Raw genomic sequence first — 22,103 nt, forward strand, 5'->3', positions numbered from 1 at the left:
ATAAATAAACCCCGTACACACTCGCACGGGGAAAAATTTTCTTATGAGTTCAGACCGTTTAGACGCGTAAATAATTCTTCTTTGTCATGACCGATTATAAGAGTTATTGACGTTGCCCGGCTGTCCTGCTGTATTAATCTTTCGTTTGTGATTCCGCATAATTCTGCTAAAGCCTTTGCACCCTGCTTCACATTTTCGTCTGCGTTTGGCGGGTAAATTATGCTTGAATATCTATAGTCATAGTGTCTTGCGTTGCCGGTGTAGGGGACTTCTATTCCGATTCGCTGGAAAATTTGAGCTGCCCTCTTGCCGATTCCTTTTTCGCCGTCGCCGTTAAGTATTCTTATGCTTAAAATTTGGCTGCGTAACTCTGCGATTTTATTGCTGTCTAAACCTGATGAATTATTTGTGCTCTCCGGTCTCTCGGTTAAATCAAGTCCTGCGTTTGCTGCCTGTAAATCTTCGTTTGCGGGCGTAAATTTTGCTGATAACTGCGCGGAAAATGCTGCATTGTCGAGAATCCAGTAACTAATATTTTTGCTGAAACCTGATTTTCCGGGAGCCATGAACATTTTTATTCTGTCAGGAGTCAAAGAATTAGCGAACTGCAATAATTTTAACGCCTCTAACGGTGCAAGATCCGTGTCAACTGCGTCCATTACTTCACTGACAAGTCCGGGAATCTTTGGAATTATCGAAGGCGATTTTAACTTTTTCATGATTATGTCAATAAATTTCTGCTGCCTCTGAACGCGCCCTATATCGCCTAAAGGATCATGCCTAAATCTCACATAACCGAGCGCCGTTTTTCCGTCCATGTGCTGCTGTCCTTTGGGAATATTTATAAATAATTTTCCGGAATAATCGGTGTAATATAATTTTTTCTCGACGTAAATATCAACTCCGCCGAGCATGTCAATAATTCGCGGGAAACTTTTATAATTTATCTTCACGAAATAATCAATCGGGAGTCCCGTCAAATTAACAAGTGTCTCACGTAATAAATTAATTCCGCCGTAAACATAAGCATGATTAATCTTGTCCCAGCTGCGCCCCGGAATGTAAACGCGCGAGTCTCTCGGTATTGAAGCAATCCGCAAGCCCATATTATCAGCGTCAAAAATTGCAAGTGCTATAGCGTCAGTGCGTGAAGCTCCATCAACGTTATCAAGTCCGACGATTAAGACATTTACAGAACCTTTTGCGGCCTCCTGCTCTCGTTGTCCGGAAACTGCGAGCTCTGAGTCTGCTGAAACGCTGCCGGGCTGAGTCGGTTGTCTTGTCTCTCTCGTTCTTGAAGCGGGAAGAGGCAAAATATTCGGATCGTTCCAGACCTCGAGCAATTTAACTGTAGCACCGCCGATTAATGATGCAATTATAGTGAATACAATTCCTAAAATTTTTAGTACTCTCATATTATGTTAATCACCTCTGTATAAATTATTTGACATTATATAAATTTCTACCAAGTGAGGCACAAGAAATCTTATTCCCTTACCGACTTTGACCCGCTCGCGAATTTCAGTGCTTGATATTGCGAACTGCGGAATCTCTATATATTTTAAATCATCACGAATAAATTTAGGGAGTTTTTCTATTCCGCTGACAGGGTAGCCGGGTCTTCTTGCTGTTACAAGTGTGCATAAAGTCGGGATTTTCTCGTAATCAAACCATGATGTAATTGATAACATTGCGTCAAGTCCTGTGATGAAAAATAAATCTTCCGGGTTAATGCCTGACTGCACGAACTCTCTTAACGTGTCTACAGTATATGAAGACTCTTTGCGGTCAATTTCTGTGCGCGAAACTGAATACTCAAGCACGCCTGCTGTAGCTAATAGAGTCATTGCGTATCTGTCTTCACCAGGTGTAACGCGATTATTAATCTTGTGCGGGGGATCTCCCGTCGGTACAAATATTAAGCGTTCGAGATTCAATATTCGTCTTGCTTCTTCTGCGGCGAGTAAATGCCCGTAATGAATCGGATCAAATGTGCCGCCCATTATTCCTGTTCTCATGAGATTATGTCAGGCTCAAAGCTAAATTCTTCGTCGCCTATGTAAATTTTATCGCCCTCACGAGCTCCGGCAGCCTCTAATGCTTCTTCTATCTTGAGAGCCTTCAAGAGACCTGCAAATTTTTTCAATGCGTCCTCGTGATCGAAATTAATGCGTGATACAGACTTCTCAAAATTTTCGTGCTGGACTCTAAATGAACCGTCAGCGAGTCTGATTATATTAACGGGTGCTTTACTTGACTTGGCCGGACGTTTTCTCATGGGTAATTCTATAATTTTATCTGCGTCGTAGTCCAATAATTTAACGGCTGGAGTCTTGCGCACGAGTTCTGCCACACGTTTTATTAATTCCGGTATATTTTCGCCTGTCAAAGCACTTACGCTCATGTAGGGCATATTTAATTTTTCTGCATAATCACGCAAAATATTTGAATTTTCTTGAGTGCCTTCAATGTCGATTTTATTTCCCAAAACAATGCAAGGCCGGTTATATAAATCTGCTCCGTACTGCTTGAACTCGTTTAACAGCGCGTCAAAATTTGCAACAGGGTCATTTTGCGATAAATCAATTACATGCAGTAAAATTCTTGTCCGCTCAACGTGGCGCAAAAATTGAAGTCCGAGTCCTTTTCCCTCGTGAGCACCCTCAATTAATCCGGGCAAATCAGCTATTACAACTTGAGCATCATCAACCGCTAGAACTCCTAAATTAGGCGTTAAAGTCGTGAAAGGATAACCGGCGATTCTGGGCTTGGCTCCGCTAATAGCTGCTAAAATGCTTGACTTTCCTGCGTTGGGAAAACCTGCGAGTCCTACATCAGCAATTAATTTCAATTCGAGGATTAAATTTTTTTCTTCGCCTGGATCGCCTTTTTCCGCGAATTTGGGAGCGCGCCTTTGTGAGCTTGCAAAATGTGTGTTGCCTCGTCCGCCTTTACCGCCGTGAGCAGCTATAAAAGTTTGTCCCGGTTCTGTCAAATCAGCGAGGATATTATTTTCTGAATCGCGCAAGAGAGTCCCGCAAGGCACAAAAATTTTCAGATCTTCACCGTTTGCGCCAGTCCGTAAAGCTCCCGAACCGTGCCCGCCGTTACCTGCCTGAAAGCGTTTATTGTATTCAAAGTCTGCAAGAGTAACTATACCGCCGACAGCCTCAATAATGACATCTCCGCCCTTGCCTCCGTCAGCACCGTCCGGGCCGCCCTTAGGTACAAATTTTTCACGTCTGAAGCTCATTGCGCCATTACCGCCGCGGCCTGCTTTGATAAAAATTTCTGCTAAGTCTACAAATTTCATGTCTCGATAAAAAAATAACCCCCGCTAAATCAGGGGCATATGATGAAAATCTTTGTGCATTTATTCAGCTTCGACGGGCTCAACAGATACAAATTTTCTGCTCTGCCTTGTGTGATAGCTGACTTTGCCGGGAACTAACGCAAATAACGTGAAATCGCGTCCGAGTCCTACATGCTTGCCGGGGTGAACTTTTGTCCCGCACTGACGAACGAGAATACTTCCGGCGTTGACTGTCTGACCTGCGAAAACTTTAATTCCGCGATATTTGGGCTGGCTGTCGCGTCCGTTAGTTGAGCTTCCCTGCCCCTTTTTGTGTGCGAAAAACTGTAAATCAAAAAATTTCATTTGCTGACCTCCGAAATAATTTTTACATAATCGGGATTATCACGGGCGATTTGCTTTAACGATTCTGAAATTGTGCGAGTCAAAACCGAAATTCTATCGCATTCATTAACCGGCCAAGTTACGCGCATTAAAGGTGTCTTTGCGTCAACTGTAAAATTTGCGTCTTTGAGCTGTGCAACGTCTTCGAGTCCTAACATCAGCGATTGCATTAGAACCGACACAGCCGCACAGATAATGTCATGACCTTTTTCTGCTGAACCTGAATGACCGCTGCACTCAATGCCAGTTAATAAATTTTCGTCGTGAAAAAATAATTTTACCCGAATCAAAATTTTTTATGCTTCGATATTCCTTATTACTACTTCAGTGAAATACTGTCTATGGCCTTGCATTTTGCGGATATTTTTCTTGCTCTTATACTTGAACACAAGAACTTTATCTGCTCTAGCCTGCTTGACGATTTCTGCTGTAACTCTTGCGCCATCTACGTAGGGTGCGCCGAATTTTGCTTCGCCTTCATCAGGAGCTACCATTAAAATTTTGTCAAATACGATTTCTGTACTTGTTTCGCCGGGCAATTTTTCAACTCTAAATTTGTCGCCGACACTTGCGCGGTATTGTTTGCCGCCTGTCTCGATTACTGCATACATGATAAATAAATTTCCTCCTTCGCTGATAAAGGCTCACTTTTTGCGTGATTAACAAATGCCCTTGTCAAGCGTTTATATGATGTCAGAAATTATAACAGATTGCGCAAATTTTGTGTGAATAAATAAAAAATTTTTGTGATAAAATATTATTAACAAGGGGAGCGGAGGGAGTTAGCTTTTATCCCCTATGAAAAATAAAACTAGTGAGTTAAGTCCTTATCGGACAAACCTATCCCATAAAAGAAGGATAAGCCTCAACACCCAGTACATAGCAGCGGCAAAGTCTCGAATCCGGCCAAGGATTGAACGCCGCTGTTTTTGCGTACTGGTGCGCTTACTGCCTTTACGTGAAGACATCCGCATTTCACCTCACTTCTACAGGGCGGCTCCCCGTTGGACGATGAGCCCTGCACTGCATCCGGGGCTCCCTCTGTGAATAATTATATCAGACGAAAATTTTTGTGATAGAATATTAACAAGGGGAGCGGAGGGAGTTAGCTTTTATCCCCTTACGAAATTAAATCGCCAGTTTATCCGATCGACTTACCTAACAAAGTCAGGATAAGCTTCACAAAATAATAAAGAGCAGCGAGAGCATGATGTAATCCGGCGAGGAAATCACGTCGCTGCTTTTTGTTTTTACTGGCGCGCTTCTTGCCTTTATGTTGCTTCGGCATTGCGTTCACCAACCTTCTACAGGGCAGATCCCCTTTTCGGCTGTAGAGTCCCTGTTTGCTCACTGGGTCTCCCTCTGTGAATAATTAAAATTTTTACTCGCGATTGTGCCAATAAACAAAGCTGCGGGTGTATTCTGACGCATATAATTCGTTCTGCCCACCCGCCCGCACGACAAAATTTTTACTCCGCAATAGTGTTATAATATATTAACATTCACAAATTTATTCATTCACGAGAGAAAAAATTTTTTACAACTACATTTACAACTACAAAAACTCGCAAATTTTTCAACACTCATAAACACTCGCAAAGAAAAATTTTTTATTAACGCAACGATTCACTCACAAAATTTTTCACGCAAAAAAACGAGCCGCGCAAGAAAAATATCTCACGCAGCCCGCAGAAATTTTTTATTTACTAGAAATATAAAACGTTCTTAATGTAACTCGGCCAATTAAATTTTACAGACTCCTTCAACACAGCAAATGCCGCACTCCCTGAACCCGTGAGTCCCCATGCTCCTGCACCTGATGACTCAAACATTTTGAATAACTCATTATATTTCGGGTGAGTCTTTATCAACACTTTCAGAAAATCATTAGGCAATAATCCGACTTTGAGTCCTGCCCCCGCGTTTGCATGATAAATATCCCGCAATTCTGTGCGTGCAAGCAAAATATCAAAGCCGTGTCCTTCTTCGAGTTCGTCAAGTTCTTTATAAGCCGCTTTTGTGTCAGTCTTCCAGTCAGGAATCGCAATAACGCCGTGAATTTGCTGATATGTAACTCTTTCGATCTGGTCGCCTATTCCCGCAACAAGAGCCATATTTAAATCTGAACACAAAAACGGAACATCCGCGCCGACTTTAGCTGCGACTCTTTCTGCACCGAAAAATTTTAATATCGCCGCCGCATTGCCTGAACCTGCACCGAGTCCGGATCCCGGAGGAATGCTTTTATGAATCTTCACGTTCAAATAGGGAATCTTGAATCCCTCTTCACGCGCAATTCTCAGAGCCTTAGAGATTATATTTTCGCCGATTATGCTTATATTCGCGTTTACAATGTCAATATTTGCTGTAGATTCGGAGATGTAAAGCACGTCGCCTGAAGGAATCTTCAAGAACGTTGACACAAGATTATGATAACCGTCGGGCCTCTTGTTAATGACTCTGAGAGTCAGATTTAATTTTGCGAACGTCGGCAGAATTATACGCATTCAGTCCACCCAAACGGGTCCGGCCTCTTGCCCCATTGTATTCCGGTCAGCTCGTCATATAATTTTTGCGCAACCGGGCCGATCTTGAAGTCGTTTACTGTATATTTCTTGTCCTGATATGCAAGCTCGCCGATTGGTGAAATAACTGCTGCTGTTCCTGTTCCAAATGCTTCCTCTAATTTGCCGTTTGCTGCTGACTCGATTAATTCATCGACGCTTAAGAGTCTTTCTTCTGCGGGAATGCCCCATTTTTTGAGCACTTCTAAGCACGATTTACGAGTAATGCCGCCTAAGATTGAACCGTTTTCAAGTGAAGGAGTTACAACAACGCCGTTAATCTTGAACATTACATTCATTGCGCCGACTTCTTCAATATATTTGCGGTGTACTCCGTCAAGCCATAGAACTTGCGAATAACCTTTTTCCATTGCTCTGTCTCCTGCGCGGTTGCTGGCTGCGTAATTTCCTCCGCACTTTGTGTAACCTGTTCCGCCTCTTACTGCGCGAACGTCTTCGGTTTCGAGCATAATTTTAACGGGCTTGATTCCTTCTGCAAAATAGCTCGCACTAGGTGAAAGAATTATCACAAACGTAGCTTGATGAATCCCATGTAACGCTAATTCAGGATCTATCGCGTACAAAAACGGGCGAATATATAATGACGTTCCTTCACCTGAAGGCACCCAGTTTTTATCAACTTTCACGACCTCGCGCACGGCCTCGACAAAAATATCATTAGGGATTTGCGGGAGTCCTATTCTTTCAGCTGAAATATTGATTCGCTTTGCATTCTCCATCGGTCTGAATAAATGAATGCTGCCATCTGCCCATCGATATGCTTTCATGCCCTCGAAGACTTCATTTGCGTAATGTAAAACGCTCGCAGCAGGATTAATCGGTATCGGCCCGAAAGGAACTATACGCGCATTGTGCCATTTTTCAGCGTCGGTATAATCCATCATGAACATATGATCGCTGAAGATTGATCCGAAACCTAATTTATCGCTCGGAGGCATTGTGCCGGGGTTAGGATTCTTTGTGATGCTTATCTGCATAATAAAAATTTCTCCTTGTCCTGTAAAAATTGTAGATACAATATTTTAATTCATTTCTTCGATATAGTGAATATAATCGAGAGACCTTAACGCTTCTATAATATCACTATGTTTCTTATAACGTTCAAAATCTCGCTCGTTAATTGTCATAGACACTGAATAAACGCTAAGGCCCGAATTTGCATATGCAGGATTTGACTCGATGTCATCAATTTTGAGTCCTAATTTCCGAATCGTAGCAGCAAAATCTTGAAGGTTTGAGCTGTTATTTAACTCTAAATGAATCTCAAAATGGTTGGATCTATCCTTTAATACTGTCTCGATAAATGGAAGTTGGGAAATGCAGCACAGGAGCGCGACAAATGCAATTAGTGTAATAGTATAGAATCCAGACCCTGCCGCAAGTCCGATTATACCGCAAGCCCAGAGTCCCGCAGAAGTTGTCAAGCCCTTGATTTGACTCTTAGAGCTGAACAAAATAAAATTTCCGCTTATCATCGCAACTGACACGATAGCCGCCGCAGAAATTACCGCAAAACCTTCATGACTGTGCACAATGACGCAAATATCAATCATTGCAGACACAGCACAAGCCAGCGAAACAATTATAAATGTTCTGAGTCCGGCAGAATGTCTCTTGCTTGAACGTTCACAGCCTATAATCGCAGAAAAAATTACGACGAGGCATATACGAAATAATACAGAATAAATATTAATATTCACTGACCACGAGCCGAGAAAATTTGCAATCGGGTCATTAAAGAAAGGATTATTTGACATTGATATATTCATCTCCGAAATTTTATTTGAGTGTGATGTGTAATAAAATAATTTTGCAGAACGTGTTTAATAGTTTAGAGTCATTCTTTTATCTGCGTGCATAGCCTTGTCTGAACGTAAGAGCTTCTGCAATGTGCTTTTTCGTGATTGACTCGTCGCCGGCCAAATCTGCAATAGTCCTTGAAACTTTTAGAGTCCTGCTCAAGCCCCGCCCGGACAAATTTAATTTTGCTGCCATATTTGCAAGAAATGAGCGCGCGTCATCAGGAAGAGTCAAAAATTTTTTCACGAGCTTTTCTGGTAATTCTGCATTACAGACGATCCCGTACTCTTTCCAGCGTTCTTGTTGAATCTTACGTGCTTTAATGACTCTTTCGCGGATAACTGCACTTGATTCGGGGGGCTCGCCTTTGTTGTCAAGCGATAATAACTCATCAGGAGTCAATCTCGGCACACTTACTTGTAAATCGACTCTGTCCATAATGGGGCCTGATAATTTGCGTTTGTAACGTTCAATATCGCCTGAATTACATTTACACGGGATTACAGGATCTCCCGCATAACCGCACGGACATGGATTAGCAGCTAACACGAGCAAAACTCTTGAAGGATATTCAACACTTCCGGCGGCTCTGCTGACTGTTATAATTCCGTCTTCAATAGGTGCGCGCAGACTCTCTGTTAAATCGCGTCTAAATTCTGTGTACTCGTCGAGAAATAATACGCCTCTATGAGCTAATGAGACTTCACCAGGACGCAAATTATTTCCTCCTCCGCAAATTGATACGGTGCTTGCGCTGAAATGTACTGTTCTGAATGGTCTTTCACGGCCGGGACTCACAGGCATTCCCAGAGTGCTGCGAACTAAAAGAGTTTCTACAAGTTCATCATCTGTTAATGGCGGTAAGATTCCCCGAAGTGCTTTAGCGATTAAAGTTTTTCCGCTTCCTGGTGAGCCTACCAATAATAAATTATGATGTCCAGCTGCTGCGATTTCTGCTGCCCGTCGTGCTTGAGTCTGTCCCTTAACGTCTGCAAAATCGGGATCTGCGTTAACCGGCAAATCTGGAATAAAAGCGGGGGGCAAAGGTTTCGGCGGTTCTTCTCCTATCAGCATATAAAGTAATTCTGCTAAATTATCGGCACAATATGCTTCAACGCCTTTAACGAGTGCGACTTCATCAGCATTTTCACGCGGAATATATAAGGGAACGCCCATTTTTTTAGCGAGGAAAGCTGCCGGAACTGCACCCCTTACACGTCTTAATCGGCCGTCAAGTGCAAGCTCTCCCATATATAAAGCTCTCGGACAATTTTTTAACGCGCCTAATGCTGTCATGATCGATAAAGCTATCGGTAAATCAAGTAACGCGCCTTCTTTGGGAATATCAGCAGGAGCAAGATTTATAGAGACTCTGCCCTTCAGATTTAAGCCCAACGAACGCAAAGCAGCACGGACTCTTTCTCGTGATTCTTTTACTGCTAAATCCGGCATACCTACAATTGACACGGAAAAAAGTCCGCCGGTGATTTCTACTTCGACTTCAACGGGCAGAGCTTCCATACCTCTTAACGTTACTCCGGGGATTCCGCTCATGATTTATTTTTTCTCGCTTTAGTGATGAAATAATATATTGCTGTCGTTATTACTGCTATTGCGATACATGCAAGTGTTATTGTGTGTAAATTCTGCTTTAACAGTTCTTGATGTTCACCGAGCAAATATCCCGCAAAAGTTAAGACACATACCCATATCCCAGCACCGAGTCCCGTATAAATGCAAAATGGTTTAAGCGGCATTCTTGCGAGTCCTGCAGGAAGTGAAACATATTGACGAATCCCCGGCAGTAATCGGCATACAAACGTGCTTATGTGTCCATGCTTCTGAAAAAATTTCTCGGCCTTGTCTATAGTTTCCTGCGAGATAAAAAAGTATTTGCCATATTTAATTAATAACGGCCGTCCAAGTTTGACAGCTATCCAATAATTAAATAACGCACCCAGAAGACTCCCCGCGATTCCGGAAATTAACACAAGAGATAACGACATTTCACCCTTCCACGCAAGATAACCGGCAGGAGGCATTACAACTTCACTGGGAAACGGGAAAAACGAAGACTCAAGGAACATCAGCGAAATTATACCGGTATAACCCATTTTACCAATTGTATCGACAAGCCAAGCAGTTAACGAGCTTAAAATATGCATTATAGTGAGCCTGCCTCCCTAACTGTAGGATCATAAGCGATATTTCCGCCCATTTCCGCAAGTTTCTTTTGTGAGTGGACAGCAGAAATATATCTAATTGTCCCGGAACTTCCGCGCATACAAAGTGAATTTGTCTCAATGTGCGCGCCGTGATAGTGTACGCCTTTCAATAAATCGCCGTCAGAACCTCCAGCAGCCGCAAAAAATACATTGTCGCTCTTCACTAAATCGTCAATTGTCAAAACTGTATCTCGTGTGAGTCCCCGTGCTTTAGCTTTTGCTTCGTCTTCATTATTTCTAAAATAGGGCTGGCACTGCATATTTGCGTCAAGACATTTCATCGCACAAGCCGTAATAACAGCTTCAGGAGATCCGCCGATTCCCAGTAATAAATCAGCTGTTTCATGGCCGGGAAGACTCGTCATTAATGCGCCTGCAACATCACCATCACCGATGAGTCTTATTCTTGCACCCATTGCGCGGACTTTCTCTAAAATTTCATGATTGCGGGGTCTGTCGAGCATTACTACTGTTGTTTCGTGAATGGCTTTACCTTTTGCTTTAGCTACGATTCTAACGTTAAATTCAATTGGTGCTTGAATATCGATGTAGCTTGCTGCTTCCGGACCTGTTACTATTTTGTTCAAGTAAAATAAATCTTCCGGGCTGAACATTGAGTGTCTTGGTGCTGCTGCAATTACACTTATTGCGCCGTCTTGACCTTGTGCCATTAATCGTGTGCCGTCAATGGGATCTACAGCAATATCCATTTCTGGGCCTTCACCTGTTCCGACTTCTTCGCCGTTAAATAACATTGGTGCTTCGTCCTTTTCTCCCTCGCCGATTACGATAACGCCTTTCATCGCGACACCATGAAGAACGTATCTCATTGCTTCAACTGCTGCGCGGTCGACTTCGTTTTTGTCGCCGAGTCCAAACCACCGGCCTGATGCCATTACTGCTGCTTCTGCGGATCTTACAAGCTCCATAGCTAAATTTTTATCTCGCGCGAATAATGCCATTTAATTTATTGCCTCCATGAAGATTTATTATGTGATGGCGTGATTATATAACAAGAGCGCAAAAAACTTGTATGCAATTACACTTAAACATTTGCGGAAAGTAAATGACATTATAAATAAAGGGAGTCGCAGTTAAGTTACAACTCCCCAAACTAGTACTCTTGATTCAGAAAGACAGCAAATTATTTGTTAGGAAAATAAACGGCCTTCGCATTATTGTAATAAATATCTTCCAATTCTCTCTGCGTGAACTCATTTGATTTCGAGAGATAATCAGTAAGATGTTCATAAGTGTCCTGAGTAGCTGCATATGGTGCATCAGTACCCCACATCAATTTATTTACGCCTACAATGTGTGCAGCTTCAGAAAGATACTTTACAGTTTCTGAATACGGATAAGAATCCGGAGACATAATCTTTGGCATCGCTGCTATATCAAACCAGATATTTGCTTGACTAAGCATATTAAGTTCTGCGATCCATTCACGCTTTTTTGTGCGCATAGGTGCAAGTAGATGACAGATAACCAGCTTCAAATCCGGACAACGGTCTGCAATTCTCATAAGAGCAGCTGTTTGATGACTTTCCATATCAATATCGCCGACATCAAGCGCAACAACGCCGTTATTTTTCTCAACTAGTTTATAAATTTCCATCATGCGGTCTCCGGAAAGATCAAAAGGATCATGACACCCCATTAAACCTCCTCCAGAGCTAACCTCAAATTTTGCCAAATGAAAGTGTTTCTCCTCAAAGAAGCGTGTTAATACTTCCATGTGATTTGTCATAAAGGGATCAACTTCGCAGGACGGACAAAAACGATCCGGATATTTGTCCAAAATCTCTTCATGATAAATATTTTGAAGACCGTACATGCTGCCATTCATTAAAACAGCGCGCTCAACCTCGTTTTTATCCATGATAGCTAAGGCTTGTTCCGCTGTAAAATTTTTGTCTCCATACTCGCCTGTAGTGGGCAAAAGTTGAAAGACTTCACCGCTTCCCCACTGTGCTTTACCGTCACCAATAGCACGAAGTTCCCCACGCCGGCAATAACCCGCAAGTACTTTAGCAAGGTGAAGATGTGCATCAATTTTCTTCATGTTATATTATGATTCTCCTTTCCTTATTAAGCCTTGACCTTTTTTACTTTCTTTCTCGACTGGTCAGCGTGCTGCATAGCATCAAAGGCAACTGCTATAATGATAACTAAACCTTTGACAAGTCCTGCATGAGTAGACGGCACTGACATAAGATTTAAACCGTTATTCAACAATCCCATAAGCACAGCACCAAAAATCGCGCCGGGTACTGTACCTTCACCGCCTAACAACGAGACACCGCCAATTACACCCGCAGTGATTACATCATTAGTATAACCTGAGCCCAATGAAGAAGAAGCCTGCTGTGTCATAGAAGCTAAAACAATGCCGCCAAGTGCCGTAGTAAGACCAGACAAAATATAGCAGATAATTGTCATTTTCTTAACGTTTATACCGGAAATTTCAGAAGCAACCGGGTTACCTCCAACTGCATAAACGTAACGGCCAAATACAGTCTTACGCAGCAAAAACCAGCTAATAACTGCAATAATCAGCATAAAATATACAGGCATAGGAAATCCCAAAATTTTCTTAGCACCAATCGCAGTAAACGCAGGCACAGTACAACTGATAATTTTATTATTCGTCAAAACCATAGCCAGCCCGAGAAAAATACTTTGACTCGCAAATGTTACGAGGAATGCAGGAATACGGAACGTCGTAATTATGAAACCATGAAGCAAACCCGCTGCAGCACCGGTACAAAGTGCAGCAATTACACCTACAGTAACAGCTGTTTGTGTATCACCCATCATGTGAGTCACCTCAACAACTACAACAGCCGTAAAAGCACACAATGTTGAGATTGAAAGATCAATACCGCCCATCAAGAAAACAAATATTGTGCCGCTGACCATGATTCCAATAACTGACACTGACCAAAGCACATTACTAAAATTATTCAGCGACAAAAATGCTTTAGGCCTTAAAATCGACAGAATCAGAATAAAGCACAGCAAAATAATGGGCTTAGAATACTTGCTCCAGTTGATTTTGTTCATTTTTATTTCTCCTCCTGAACACCCTGACCGGCAGCGAGCACCATGGATTGGGTGACTTCGACATTTTTAAATTCTTTGACAATGTTGCCTTTTCTCATTACCAGTATCCTATGAGAAACACGCAATAATTCTTGCAAGTCTGATGTTACGACAATGACAGCTACTCCCTCATTAGCTAGTCTCTCCAAGATCGAATAAATTTCGTCTTTTGCTCCAACGTCTATACCTGCAGTAGGTTCATCGACAATCAACAATTTTAGATTTCTCATTAACCACTTGCCGAGAACAACTTTTTGCTGATTTCCGCCGGACATGACTCCGACTTGTTTATCAGGATCTGAAGGACGAATATCAATAGTCTCAATAGCACGCTTGCTCATTGCTAACTCATCACTGTCAGAAATAGCAACACCGTTTATTTTCACAATATCGTAATTCGTCAGAGCAACATTTTTAGTGGTAGACAATAACGGGATAAAACCTTGATTGCGTCGATCTTCCGGAACAAAGCCGATTCCTTCTTTAATGCTTGATTTAGGAGACGGATTAAGTTTTTTGCCGCTCAATAAGACCTCGCCGGAAGCTGCTTTATCAACGCCGTATATCGCACGCACAACTTCAGTACGCCCAGCACCGATAAGCCCGCCTAAACCAAGTATCTCACCGCTATGCACTTGGAAACTTATATTACGGAAGCGATCTGTTTTATCTGTCAAGTTCTTCACTTCGAGGCGAACAGGTTTACTATCATCAGAATGTAACATTTTTCTAGAACCTGCAGATTCGTCTACAACTTTGCCGATCATTGTCTCAATGACTTTAGCCGGTATAATTTCCTCTTTCTCAAGCACTGCCGCATTTTTACCGTCACGAAGGATTGTGAGCCTGTCAGATAGCATATAAACCTCTTCCAAACGGTGAGAAATATAAATTATTGAAACACTTTGCTCCCTCAATGTACGAATAATGTGAAAGAGCATTTCTGCCTCTTTGCCCGATAATGATGCTGTAGGTTCGTCCATGATAAGCAGCTTTGAATTTTGTGATAACCCCTTAAGTATTTCAATCAATTGACGCTGGCCAATGCCGAGATTATCAACAATAGTAGTCGGTTTCAGCGGGAACTGATATTTGTCGATAAGCTCCTGAGTCATTTGATTCATTTTCTTGTAGTTAATAAATGGACCATTACGGGGCTCACGACCTAAGAAAACATTTTGCGCAACAGTAAGCGGAGGAATTACAGAAAGCTCCTGATAAATACAAGCTACCCCTAATTTTTGGCAGTCCTGATAATTATTAATCTCAACAGGCTTACCTTCCCAGTAAATTTGTCCTTCGTCTTTAGAGTAAACGCCCGTTACTATTTTTATTAGCGTTGATTTCCCAGCACCATTTTCGCCCATTAAAGCGTGTACTTCTCCAACTTTAACTTCAAAATGGACATCTTGAAGCACTGGAACACCGGAAAAACTTTTATAAATATTCTTAGCCTCAAGAATCGTATTTCCTGCCATTATTCAAGTCCCTCCTTCGCTCCCTGTTCTCTTGCTCTTCGTTCCATACGTGATTTATAAGTTGCATCGAAAATTACAACAGCGATAATGATAATGCCCTTGATAATATACTGGAATGAAGTATTCATATCTAATTTACGCACTCCATTTTCCAAAGTGGCCATAAACAAAGCACCAATTAGAGTACCGATAACATCACCAGAACCGCCGGAAAGCGCAGCACCTCCAACTACAGCAGCAGCAATAGGGCTGAATTCAAAATCTGTGCCGATAGCTGTAGTAGCACTCTGAAGTCTTGCAGTCGTAAAAACTGCACCCACTGCAACAGCAAAACCAGTGAGCATGTATGCAATTATACGAGTCTTTGCAACATTGATACCCGACAGCACAGCCGCTTTACGATTCGCCCCCACTGAATAAAGATTCGTGCCGTAACGAGTATAACGAAGCAAAATTTGACCTATGACAATAAATAAAATCATCGCCATTATTACATAATAAAACTTTCCGACACCTGTACCCAGCCAAACATATTCAGAATGATCCATCGCCTGACTCTTAATTACGCCGTTCACATTACGAATAGCGATAATATAAGTCATTGCCCTGAAAATGCTCATTGTAGCAAGAGTTCCAATAAATTCCGGTACATTCAATTTCGCGACGATAATTCCATTAATTAGACCGCACAGCAAACCGGTAAGCAGACCAAATAACACCATTACTTTGAATGGCCACAACGTATATTCATAAATATTAGCCATGACCATACCAACTAGAGCCATCATACTGCCTGTAGAAAGGTCAATTCCGGATGTGATAATGAGAAAGGTTACGCCAACACCGATAATGGCAGGAATCGAAGCGTCACGAACAACCTCGATCAGATTAGCAAAGTTAAAAAATTTACCCTGACCATAACCAGCCAGTATAGTAAAGAGACAGACTAAGACCGCTAGCATGATAATAGAGATAAGCCGGCGCATTGCTGTCTGACTAAGCTGTTTCAATTTAGTTTTCCTCCTTTTCTAATGTGAAAAGATAAAAAGAAAAGGGCTACCTACAAGGCAACCCTGCATAATATATCTTACCAACGATCTTCTGGAGCTATAGAGCTGACGTTTTCAGCAGTAACTACAATAGGTTCCATGATAACTTTCGGAGTCGCTGTTAAAACAGTATAACTATATTCAGAGCCGATCATCAGAAGTGCTATTTTCGCAGCCGTAGAACCCTCGTCCCAACTGTTAGTATAAATTGTTCCGGACATAGAACCGTTCTCAATCATTGCAAGTGCGTCTTTTTCACCATCAGCGCCCCAAATACAAATTTGTCCCTTCTTATTTGCGGACTCTGCAGCCAGTGCAGCTCCCTCAGCCATAGCATCGTTAATAGCAAAAACGCCCTTCAAATCAGGATAAGACTGAAGAAAAGAGTTCATAACCGTCATTGCTGTATCCTTTTGGAAAGAAGCCGTCTGAGCAGCTACTATTTTAATGTTAGGATACTTCGCAATAGTGTCACGGAATCCCTGCTCTAAATTATCAGTACGAGCTAAACCGGGGACACCCTGAATTATAGCAATGTCACCAGCTCCGCCCATTTGTTCGGCCATCTTATCAGCAGCCATACGACCCGCATCATAATCAACAGCCATAACAAGTGCACTGTGTACTGTATTACTAGCGCAATCAAGATTTAAAGTGATAACCGGAATACCAGCTTCTTCAGCCTGCCGCACAGAAGGAGCAAGTGCCGTACCGTCAGAACACTGAAGAATTATCGCATTATAACCCTGATTAATACAATCAGTCATAATCTGAACTTGTTTCTCAGCAGACTCTTCCGCACTATAAGAATCTACTTTGATGTTTGACCATGAAGCACACTCGCGTTCGATTCCCTCTTTCCAGCCTTGATTATTGGGAGTACCGATGTCGTGAGCAATGTAAGCAATTTTCACTGGAGCACCGCCATAAATATCAATGCGCTTCTTAGTGCTATTACTAGGCGTAGGCTTCTGTCTCGCAGGATCTTCCCTCGCCGCAAATACTACCGTTGCAAAGTTCATAACCATTATTGCTGCTACCATAAGAGCAATGACCTTCTTAAAGCTAGAATTCATCCAAAAACAACCTCCTAAATTAAATTTAATGACGCATATGACTTTTCTGCGGTGAAAGAACATTTACATCAATATGAACTGCAATCAAGATGACACACATCATAAAGTCACCTTAATACTTGTTTCGAGAATTATTTCGGGAAATTAAGAGAAATTCACCTCCTAATGCAACCAGACTCCGCAGATAGTTTTACTAATATTACCCAAAATAATTATAAAGTGTTATAATGCTTATTTTCGTTTATTTTATAGGATAAATAATGTTCTATCAAGTAAAAACGTTGAACAAAATTATTATGTTATATGTTGTACTTACAGATATTTTATTTGTAATTTTTTCTATTTGCTATACTCTCTTCTTTTCATTTTTTATGAGTCGCTATGTACAAAAAAACTCCGCAGCCATTAAAGACTACGGAGCATATTACAAAATTTTAGAGTTCCTTACTTACGCTTGAGAATTAACGCAAGACCCAACGCAAATAACGTGAAGCCAAAATTACAGCCTCCGCCCGAAGAAGGTGCATTAACGCTGATATCTTCCTCTTCGCTGCCGTCATTGTCTGCTGCTGTGAATTTAAGAACTCCTGCGTCCGTCCATATGTTTTCGTCGTCTCCGATAGATTTCTGAACAGTTATCTCAAAATCTCCCTTAGGTGTGTAACCTGCTATTGACGTAACTGTTATATAAGCCTCTTTACCGTAATTGCCGGGTATTGTTTCGTCCTCGTTAGGAGTGTCAATTGTGATGTCAAGATAGCTGCTTAAATCGTCTTCTGTGTTCCCGTTAAATTTTACACTTGCAATCTTCCAGAAAACTTCTTCATCTGCGCTCAACGTATAAATTTCTCCTGTAGGATTTGCAACAACATCATCGGGTACTTCATCAAGCACAAATAACGGATCTTCGCCCTCGTAAGATTCTTCGTCATCCTGCAGTTCTTCATCAGTGATAATCTTTATACCGAACGTAATTAAATCCTGTGCAGCTATTATCTCATCTGCTGAGGCCATTAACTCCGACGGCGAGAACGTGAATGTAACTTTATTGCTTCCATTGTATAGCGCAATATCATTAATCATGAACACGTTATCAATATCTTCACTGGTGAGGTTATCGAGGTCTACAATTGTATTAATTCCGGCATTGGGTATTTTTTGCTTGCCTGACTGCGTTAACACATAACCTGCAAAGAAAGCATAATTTGTTTCAGGCCCGGAATAATTGAAGTTTGCTGTTACCGTTACAAATGAATCTTCGCTATGTGTGTTCATGAAAGCTGCCATATCGTTTATTCTGTTGTCGTCGCCGTCAGTGAAGTATAAAGAATTTAGCTGTATTTCATCTGCAGCCGCAATACTCGCAAGAAGAGTCCCTCTTCCCGTCATGTTAGAATTATCAAGGTTAGATACGTAAAATGGATAAAATCCCGTGTTATTTCCGCCGTAATCGCTGATAGTGCCTCCTGATGAATAGCGTTCCTCGTGGACTTCGCTTAATTGGTGGTCGTAATCAATTTCTACATAGAAATAATATTGCGGAGTCGTCTGTGTGTTCGGGGCAATGTCGGGTGTCCATTCAAATATAGCTGTTCCCTTGTTGTTGTTATTATTGTTGCTCCATCCGCTGAGACTTAGTGTTGTTGTGCCGATAATATTTTTCTGAGCCGTCATTGTATTATCAGCTGCCCATGAAAGACGCACGTTGAAATTTCCCGTATCCTTGAAGCTCGCATTATAGATAGGTACGCGAATTTCATATTTTTGTCCGCTCACAAGCCTATTATCAGACAAGAACGCAAAATCAGGCATGTAAAATTTGATTCCTCTGATTCTCGTTGCTGATTTCTCGTTAGTGTTAGGTATAAATGAGTTGCCTACTCTGTTAAATTTCATCGGAAGGAGTAAAGCCGGGTCTGTTTTCTCGCGGTATATGCTGCCTGATTCCCATAATGTATCATTGTTAGTGCTTGTGAGTTCTACAGCAGTTCCGAGAGTCATTGCTCCTTCTTTAGCGACGAAAGGCTGTATTTTAACTGTATGACCCGCTGCATGTTGTGCGAAAAGGTCTGACCTTCCCTGCAAATTAAAGCTGATACCTTCAGTTTTGCTGTATTCTTTCGTGAAAGTTTTGGGGTTGTCGCTATTAGGAATATCTACAGGTGAGGCGTTATCCCCGTTAATGAGTCTGTCAATGGCTGATGTAGTCATAGTAAATGGGCTCGGAGTAACTCTCTTTTCGGTGTGCTGCATATTTTTTTCTGCCTGCTCGAATCTCATTATAGTTAAATCTGTTGTTCCGCTGCTGAATGCCCAAGTGTTTACGCCCGCAAGAAGTCCAGCATCGTTATAGCCTTCTACATCACCTATTTGCGACGGATAAGAGAAAAAATTACCCTCTTCATGAAGCGGTTGATAAAGTGTATCGCTTGCAGAATTTGAAGTGTTAAGCTGTGAATTTTCATTCATCGTAAACGTTACAAAAATTTGCTTGTCGCCGCTTAATGATGTAGGAGCTGCAGTAACCGAGTCAACTCTTGAGCCTAGAGTCATCCACATTGGGAGGGGTCTTGTCATGACAGGATAACGCCATATATGCCGAGCTGTGTCGGTGTAGAGAATTGCGTCATGAGTCGTTGCTATAATATTTTTGTCGATAGTTGTTGTAGTTGTATTAGAGTTCGTGCGCTGGTCAATTGTTTCGATTTTGTCCGTAAAGAATCCTACAGCATCATTCAGCCATCCGAGCGGGCTTTCCGGTATTCCCTGCTCAAACATATCTTTAGGAGTCATTCCGCCTGATTTTATGCCGGTTGCAATATCACTTACTGCCGACGCAAGCATTGCTATACCCTGAACTTTTCCCCAAACTTTTCCGTCTGCTTTGGGGTCGATTGCGAGCATTGTTTCAACTGTCTGGCTTAAATCCTGTTTTACTGTATTTGTTGTAGAGTCAACTGTTGATTTTCCGTATGAAACTTTCATATTGCCGTCCCCGCCATCGCTGAACGTGAAATTTACGGGTTGTGTTGAAAGAGTTTTTCCGTCTGTGCTCACTGTGTCGACGTGATAAGGAATTGCATTAAGGACAGCTATATAATTTCTGGCTGTTTTCGTTTTTATGTGAGTAGGTTTATCGAGTTCTACACCTTCACTTGCAATATCAACGGCCACGAGTCCGCGCCATGTTTCTTGTCCGGCAGAACTAGCAGACGATTTATCTTTAACCGCGAGTTTTCCATCCTCAAAACCGTCAAATTGTTTGTTAGCGTTTAATTTCGTTTTGAAGATTGTTACACAGTCGTTGCCGTCTTTGTCCCTCCATGAGATTGCAATATCATCAATTGTCTTGAATGTTCCGATTTTACCGGTGAAGGGGCCTGCTGCTATTGATAATTCGCGTGGAGCATACATATATTTTATATTGTTTGGATTTGTGCCTTCATTCTTATTTCTGCTTGTGTATAATTTATTGTACCATATGCGCCTATACTCTAAGAAAGGTTTATCTCCGAGAAGTTTTGTTTGATTCTTGACGAGCTCATACAGGGGGCCGAAATCATATCTATTTTCGCCGCTATCGACTCCGCCCTTCACGTGTGAGTCATCATGAATAGGCTTTATTGAATTTCTGTTGAATGTCCATACAGTTAAGTGCGGATAAACATAAGCGTCATCACGTCTTAATTTGTAGAACTTAATTTTTGCGTCCCATTGTTTATGGTGATAATAACCAAGCAGAACTGTGGCAATTTCGTCTTTGCCGTCTCCGTCAAGGTCTGCTGCAGTAGCTCTCAGTCCTACAACAGTAGTAGCCCATGCTTCAGGGAGATCATCATACCAAGCGTCTTTAAGTTTTTCTCCGCTGTATTCTTTAGAAGTCTCTACACTGTCGAATCCCATTTTGCCGGCGTTCCATTGATAGACAACGCAATTTACATCGCCCACCGTCGGCCCCATCGACCAGCCTTTATCGTTCTTGAGTGCGGTTGCTAGTCTTGGTCTCTTGTAAAGTATTGCGATTTCCTTCTTGCCGTCTCCGTCAAAATCTCCTGCTGCAATGTCAGTTACAGGCTGTTCGTCTAAATAATCACTCCATCTATCACTTGTGTAAACTTGGATTCCGTTTGCATCGCCGAGAGATCCAAGCGTCAATTTTCCGTTAGAGTAATTCAATCTGTAAACAAATAATCTAATTTCTGTGCGAGTGTTTATAATTAAAGCTACTTCATTATCGTATTTATCTCCGTCAAAATCTCCTACAACTGTAGATATAAAATATGGCTGGCCTCTGTAGGGTGTCTCATGAGTCAGCGATGTTAAAGGCTCCTGAGTCATTGTGCCTTGATTGTCAGCACTGAGGGCAAAAAATTCGAGTCGTACTTCATTCTGAGAATCGAACGTGTAATAAACATTATTCATGAAAAATTTTCGTATTATGTTCTGCTTTGACCTCACGACACCGTTAGCAGCTATAAAAATTTCGCGGTCATAGCCTTTGACTGACATAACATTTGCACCGTATATTTGCCTGATACATTTTTCAGCATTAGAAAACGCCGGTGATGTATATGTGCCGAAATCCGAAATATTTACTAAATTAACGAGATTATCAGGTGTTATGCCGGTTGTAGCTGCGCTTCTAGTGTTAGAAAGAGTCTTGAAGTAATATTTAAATTCGCCGTTAAGTGCTAAATTATGAAACATTAAAGCTCTCTTGCCGTTATAGAGTTTGCGCGACACTGCAGGGCGTAAGGGCGTAGGTTCACCAAGATAATCAGGCACACGAAGTTTACTTACCGGGAAGAAAACCAGCTTAGGTACTTCAGTATATGTAGTAATTGCCTTTGTTGAATCCGGATATGTTGTAAAAATTTTTCGTGCGTTAGAGGCTGCAGCGTCTGCCCCGAATGTTGAAGCGAATACATCAATATAAGTATTGCTGTTGAAATCTCCGCCCCTTAGTGTGATAAGACCTTTTTTAGGGATTGAGAGTTCACCGCCGTTTACTTCTCTGACAACGTCATCAACACTTCCGATAGCTTTGCCGTTTATTGTCTGGTCAGCGTGAGGGGGGGGGGGGGGGGG

At 41.8% G+C, this 22,103-nt stretch carries 19 protein-coding genes; all 19 read right to left on the bottom strand.

Going from position 1 to position 22,103, the window contains the following annotated elements; translation table 11 throughout:
* Window positions 1-41 precede the first annotated feature (41 nt).
* Window positions 42-1,415: an LCP family protein gene (locus IJT21_11125; protein MBQ7578803.1), complete on the bottom strand. Its 1,374-nt coding sequence runs from the start codon at window positions 1,413-1,415 to the stop codon at window positions 42-44.
* Between the two features lie 6 nt (window positions 1,416-1,421).
* The gene (nadD, locus tag IJT21_11130) at window positions 1,422-2,018 is read right to left on the bottom strand and encodes a nicotinate-nucleotide adenylyltransferase (GenBank protein MBQ7578804.1); all 597 of its coding nucleotides are present in this window, start codon (window positions 2,016-2,018) and stop codon (window positions 1,422-1,424) included.
* The gene (obgE, locus tag IJT21_11135) at window positions 2,015-3,313 is read right to left on the bottom strand and encodes a GTPase ObgE (protein ID MBQ7578805.1); all 1,299 of its coding nucleotides are present in this window, start codon (window positions 3,311-3,313) and stop codon (window positions 2,015-2,017) included. Before obgE ends, nadD begins: the two co-directional genes overlap by 4 nt.
* A gap of 60 nt (window positions 3,314-3,373) precedes the next feature.
* On the bottom strand, window positions 3,374-3,658 hold the full coding sequence (gene rpmA, locus IJT21_11140; protein MBQ7578806.1) for a 50S ribosomal protein L27: 285 nt from the start codon (window positions 3,656-3,658) through the stop codon (window positions 3,374-3,376).
* Window positions 3,655-3,987, bottom strand: a complete 333-nt coding sequence (locus IJT21_11145) for a ribosomal-processing cysteine protease Prp (protein ID MBQ7578807.1) — start codon at window positions 3,985-3,987, stop codon at window positions 3,655-3,657. Before IJT21_11145 ends, rpmA begins: the two co-directional genes overlap by 4 nt.
* A gap of 6 nt (window positions 3,988-3,993) precedes the next feature.
* A complete protein-coding gene (rplU, locus tag IJT21_11150) occupies window positions 3,994-4,308 on the bottom strand; it encodes a 50S ribosomal protein L21 (GenBank protein ID MBQ7578808.1) in 315 nt (104 codons plus the stop codon).
* A 530-nt stretch (window positions 4,309-4,838) separates the two neighbouring features.
* Window positions 4,839-4,985 carry a hypothetical protein gene (locus IJT21_11155; protein ID MBQ7578809.1) on the bottom strand — a complete coding sequence of 49 codons (147 nt, stop codon included), beginning with the start codon at window positions 4,983-4,985 and terminating at the stop codon, window positions 4,839-4,841.
* A gap of 418 nt (window positions 4,986-5,403) precedes the next feature.
* Window positions 5,404-6,204 (bottom strand): 4-diphosphocytidyl-2C-methyl-D-erythritol kinase, encoded by an 801-nt coding sequence (locus IJT21_11160; protein ID MBQ7578810.1) that lies wholly within the window; start codon window positions 6,202-6,204, stop codon window positions 5,404-5,406.
* Window positions 6,195-7,259 carry a branched-chain amino acid aminotransferase gene (locus IJT21_11165; protein ID MBQ7578811.1) on the bottom strand — a complete coding sequence of 355 codons (1,065 nt, stop codon included), beginning with the start codon at window positions 7,257-7,259 and terminating at the stop codon, window positions 6,195-6,197. The genes IJT21_11160 and IJT21_11165 overlap by 10 nt, the downstream gene beginning before the upstream one ends.
* Before the next feature lie 45 nt (window positions 7,260-7,304).
* Complete coding sequence (locus IJT21_11170; GenBank protein ID MBQ7578812.1) at window positions 7,305-8,039, bottom strand: MgtC/SapB family protein; 735 nt, start codon at window positions 8,037-8,039, stop codon at window positions 7,305-7,307.
* A gap of 88 nt (window positions 8,040-8,127) precedes the next feature.
* Window positions 8,128-9,636: a YifB family Mg chelatase-like AAA ATPase gene (locus IJT21_11175; protein MBQ7578813.1), complete on the bottom strand. Its 1,509-nt coding sequence runs from the start codon at window positions 9,634-9,636 to the stop codon at window positions 8,128-8,130.
* Window positions 9,633-10,247: a DedA family protein gene (locus tag IJT21_11180; protein MBQ7578814.1), complete on the bottom strand. Its 615-nt coding sequence runs from the start codon at window positions 10,245-10,247 to the stop codon at window positions 9,633-9,635. The genes IJT21_11175 and IJT21_11180 overlap by 4 nt, the downstream gene beginning before the upstream one ends.
* Entirely contained in the window at window positions 10,247-11,269 is a 1,023-nt protein-coding gene (gene glpX / locus IJT21_11185) for a class II fructose-bisphosphatase (GenBank protein MBQ7578815.1), read from the bottom strand. Before glpX ends, IJT21_11180 begins: the two co-directional genes overlap by 1 nt.
* Before the next feature lie 182 nt (window positions 11,270-11,451).
* The gene (locus IJT21_11190) at window positions 11,452-12,372 is read right to left on the bottom strand and encodes an amidohydrolase (GenBank protein ID MBQ7578816.1); all 921 of its coding nucleotides are present in this window, start codon (window positions 12,370-12,372) and stop codon (window positions 11,452-11,454) included.
* A 26-nt stretch (window positions 12,373-12,398) separates the two neighbouring features.
* Complete coding sequence (locus tag IJT21_11195) at window positions 12,399-13,259, bottom strand: ABC transporter permease (protein ID MBQ7578817.1); 861 nt, start codon at window positions 13,257-13,259, stop codon at window positions 12,399-12,401.
* Window positions 13,260-13,375: 116 nt separating this feature from the next.
* Window positions 13,376-14,890: a sugar ABC transporter ATP-binding protein gene (locus IJT21_11200; GenBank protein ID MBQ7578818.1), complete on the bottom strand. Its 1,515-nt coding sequence runs from the start codon at window positions 14,888-14,890 to the stop codon at window positions 13,376-13,378.
* Complete coding sequence (locus tag IJT21_11205; GenBank protein ID MBQ7578819.1) at window positions 14,890-15,900, bottom strand: ABC transporter permease; 1,011 nt, start codon at window positions 15,898-15,900, stop codon at window positions 14,890-14,892. Before IJT21_11205 ends, IJT21_11200 begins: the two co-directional genes overlap by 1 nt.
* 77 nt (window positions 15,901-15,977) lie before the next feature.
* Window positions 15,978-16,961, bottom strand: coding sequence for a sugar ABC transporter substrate-binding protein (locus tag IJT21_11210; GenBank protein ID MBQ7578820.1), 984 nt, complete (start codon window positions 16,959-16,961; stop codon window positions 15,978-15,980).
* Window positions 16,962-17,459: 498 nt separating this feature from the next.
* On the bottom strand, window positions 17,460-22,103 hold a 4,644-nt coding region (locus IJT21_11215; protein MBQ7578821.1), incomplete at its 5' end, for a hypothetical protein.

The sequence above is a fragment of the Synergistaceae bacterium genome (genome assembly GCA_017443945.1).
GTDB lineage: Bacteria > Synergistota > Synergistia > Synergistales > Aminobacteriaceae > JAFUXM01.

Excerpts from the sequence above, each read along its gene's own strand:
- IJT21_11210 (MBQ7578820.1), bottom strand. The coding sequence starts at position 16,961 with ATGAACTTTGCAACGGTAGTATTTGCGGCGAGGGAAGATCCTGCGAGA.
- IJT21_11165 (MBQ7578811.1), bottom strand. The coding sequence starts at position 7,259 with ATGCAGATAAGCATCACAAAGAATCCTAACCCCGGCACAATGCCTCCG.
- obgE (MBQ7578805.1), bottom strand. The coding sequence starts at position 3,313 with ATGAAATTTGTAGACTTAGCAGAAATTTTTATCAAAGCAGGCCGCGGC.
- IJT21_11155 (MBQ7578809.1), bottom strand. The coding sequence starts at position 4,985 with ATGCCGAAGCAACATAAAGGCAAGAAGCGCGCCAGTAAAAACAAAAAG.
- nadD (MBQ7578804.1), bottom strand. The coding sequence starts at position 2,018 with ATGAGAACAGGAATAATGGGCGGCACATTTGATCCGATTCATTACGGG.
- rplU (MBQ7578808.1), bottom strand. The coding sequence starts at position 4,308 with ATGTATGCAGTAATCGAGACAGGCGGCAAACAATACCGCGCAAGTGTC.
- IJT21_11170 (MBQ7578812.1), bottom strand. The coding sequence starts at position 8,039 with ATGTCAAATAATCCTTTCTTTAATGACCCGATTGCAAATTTTCTCGGC.
- IJT21_11190 (MBQ7578816.1), bottom strand. The coding sequence starts at position 12,372 with ATGAAGAAAATTGATGCACATCTTCACCTTGCTAAAGTACTTGCGGGT.
- IJT21_11180 (MBQ7578814.1), bottom strand. The coding sequence starts at position 10,247 with ATGCATATTTTAAGCTCGTTAACTGCTTGGCTTGTCGATACAATTGGT.
- IJT21_11200 (MBQ7578818.1), bottom strand. The coding sequence starts at position 14,890 with ATGGCAGGAAATACGATTCTTGAGGCTAAGAATATTTATAAAAGTTTT.
- IJT21_11125 (MBQ7578803.1), bottom strand. The coding sequence starts at position 1,415 with ATGAGAGTACTAAAAATTTTAGGAATTGTATTCACTATAATTGCATCA.
- glpX (MBQ7578815.1), bottom strand. The coding sequence starts at position 11,269 with ATGGCATTATTCGCGCGAGATAAAAATTTAGCTATGGAGCTTGTAAGA.
- IJT21_11160 (MBQ7578810.1), bottom strand. The coding sequence starts at position 6,204 with ATGCGTATAATTCTGCCGACGTTCGCAAAATTAAATCTGACTCTCAGA.
- rpmA (MBQ7578806.1), bottom strand. The coding sequence starts at position 3,658 with ATGAAATTTTTTGATTTACAGTTTTTCGCACACAAAAAGGGGCAGGGA.
- IJT21_11175 (MBQ7578813.1), bottom strand. The coding sequence starts at position 9,636 with ATGAGCGGAATCCCCGGAGTAACGTTAAGAGGTATGGAAGCTCTGCCC.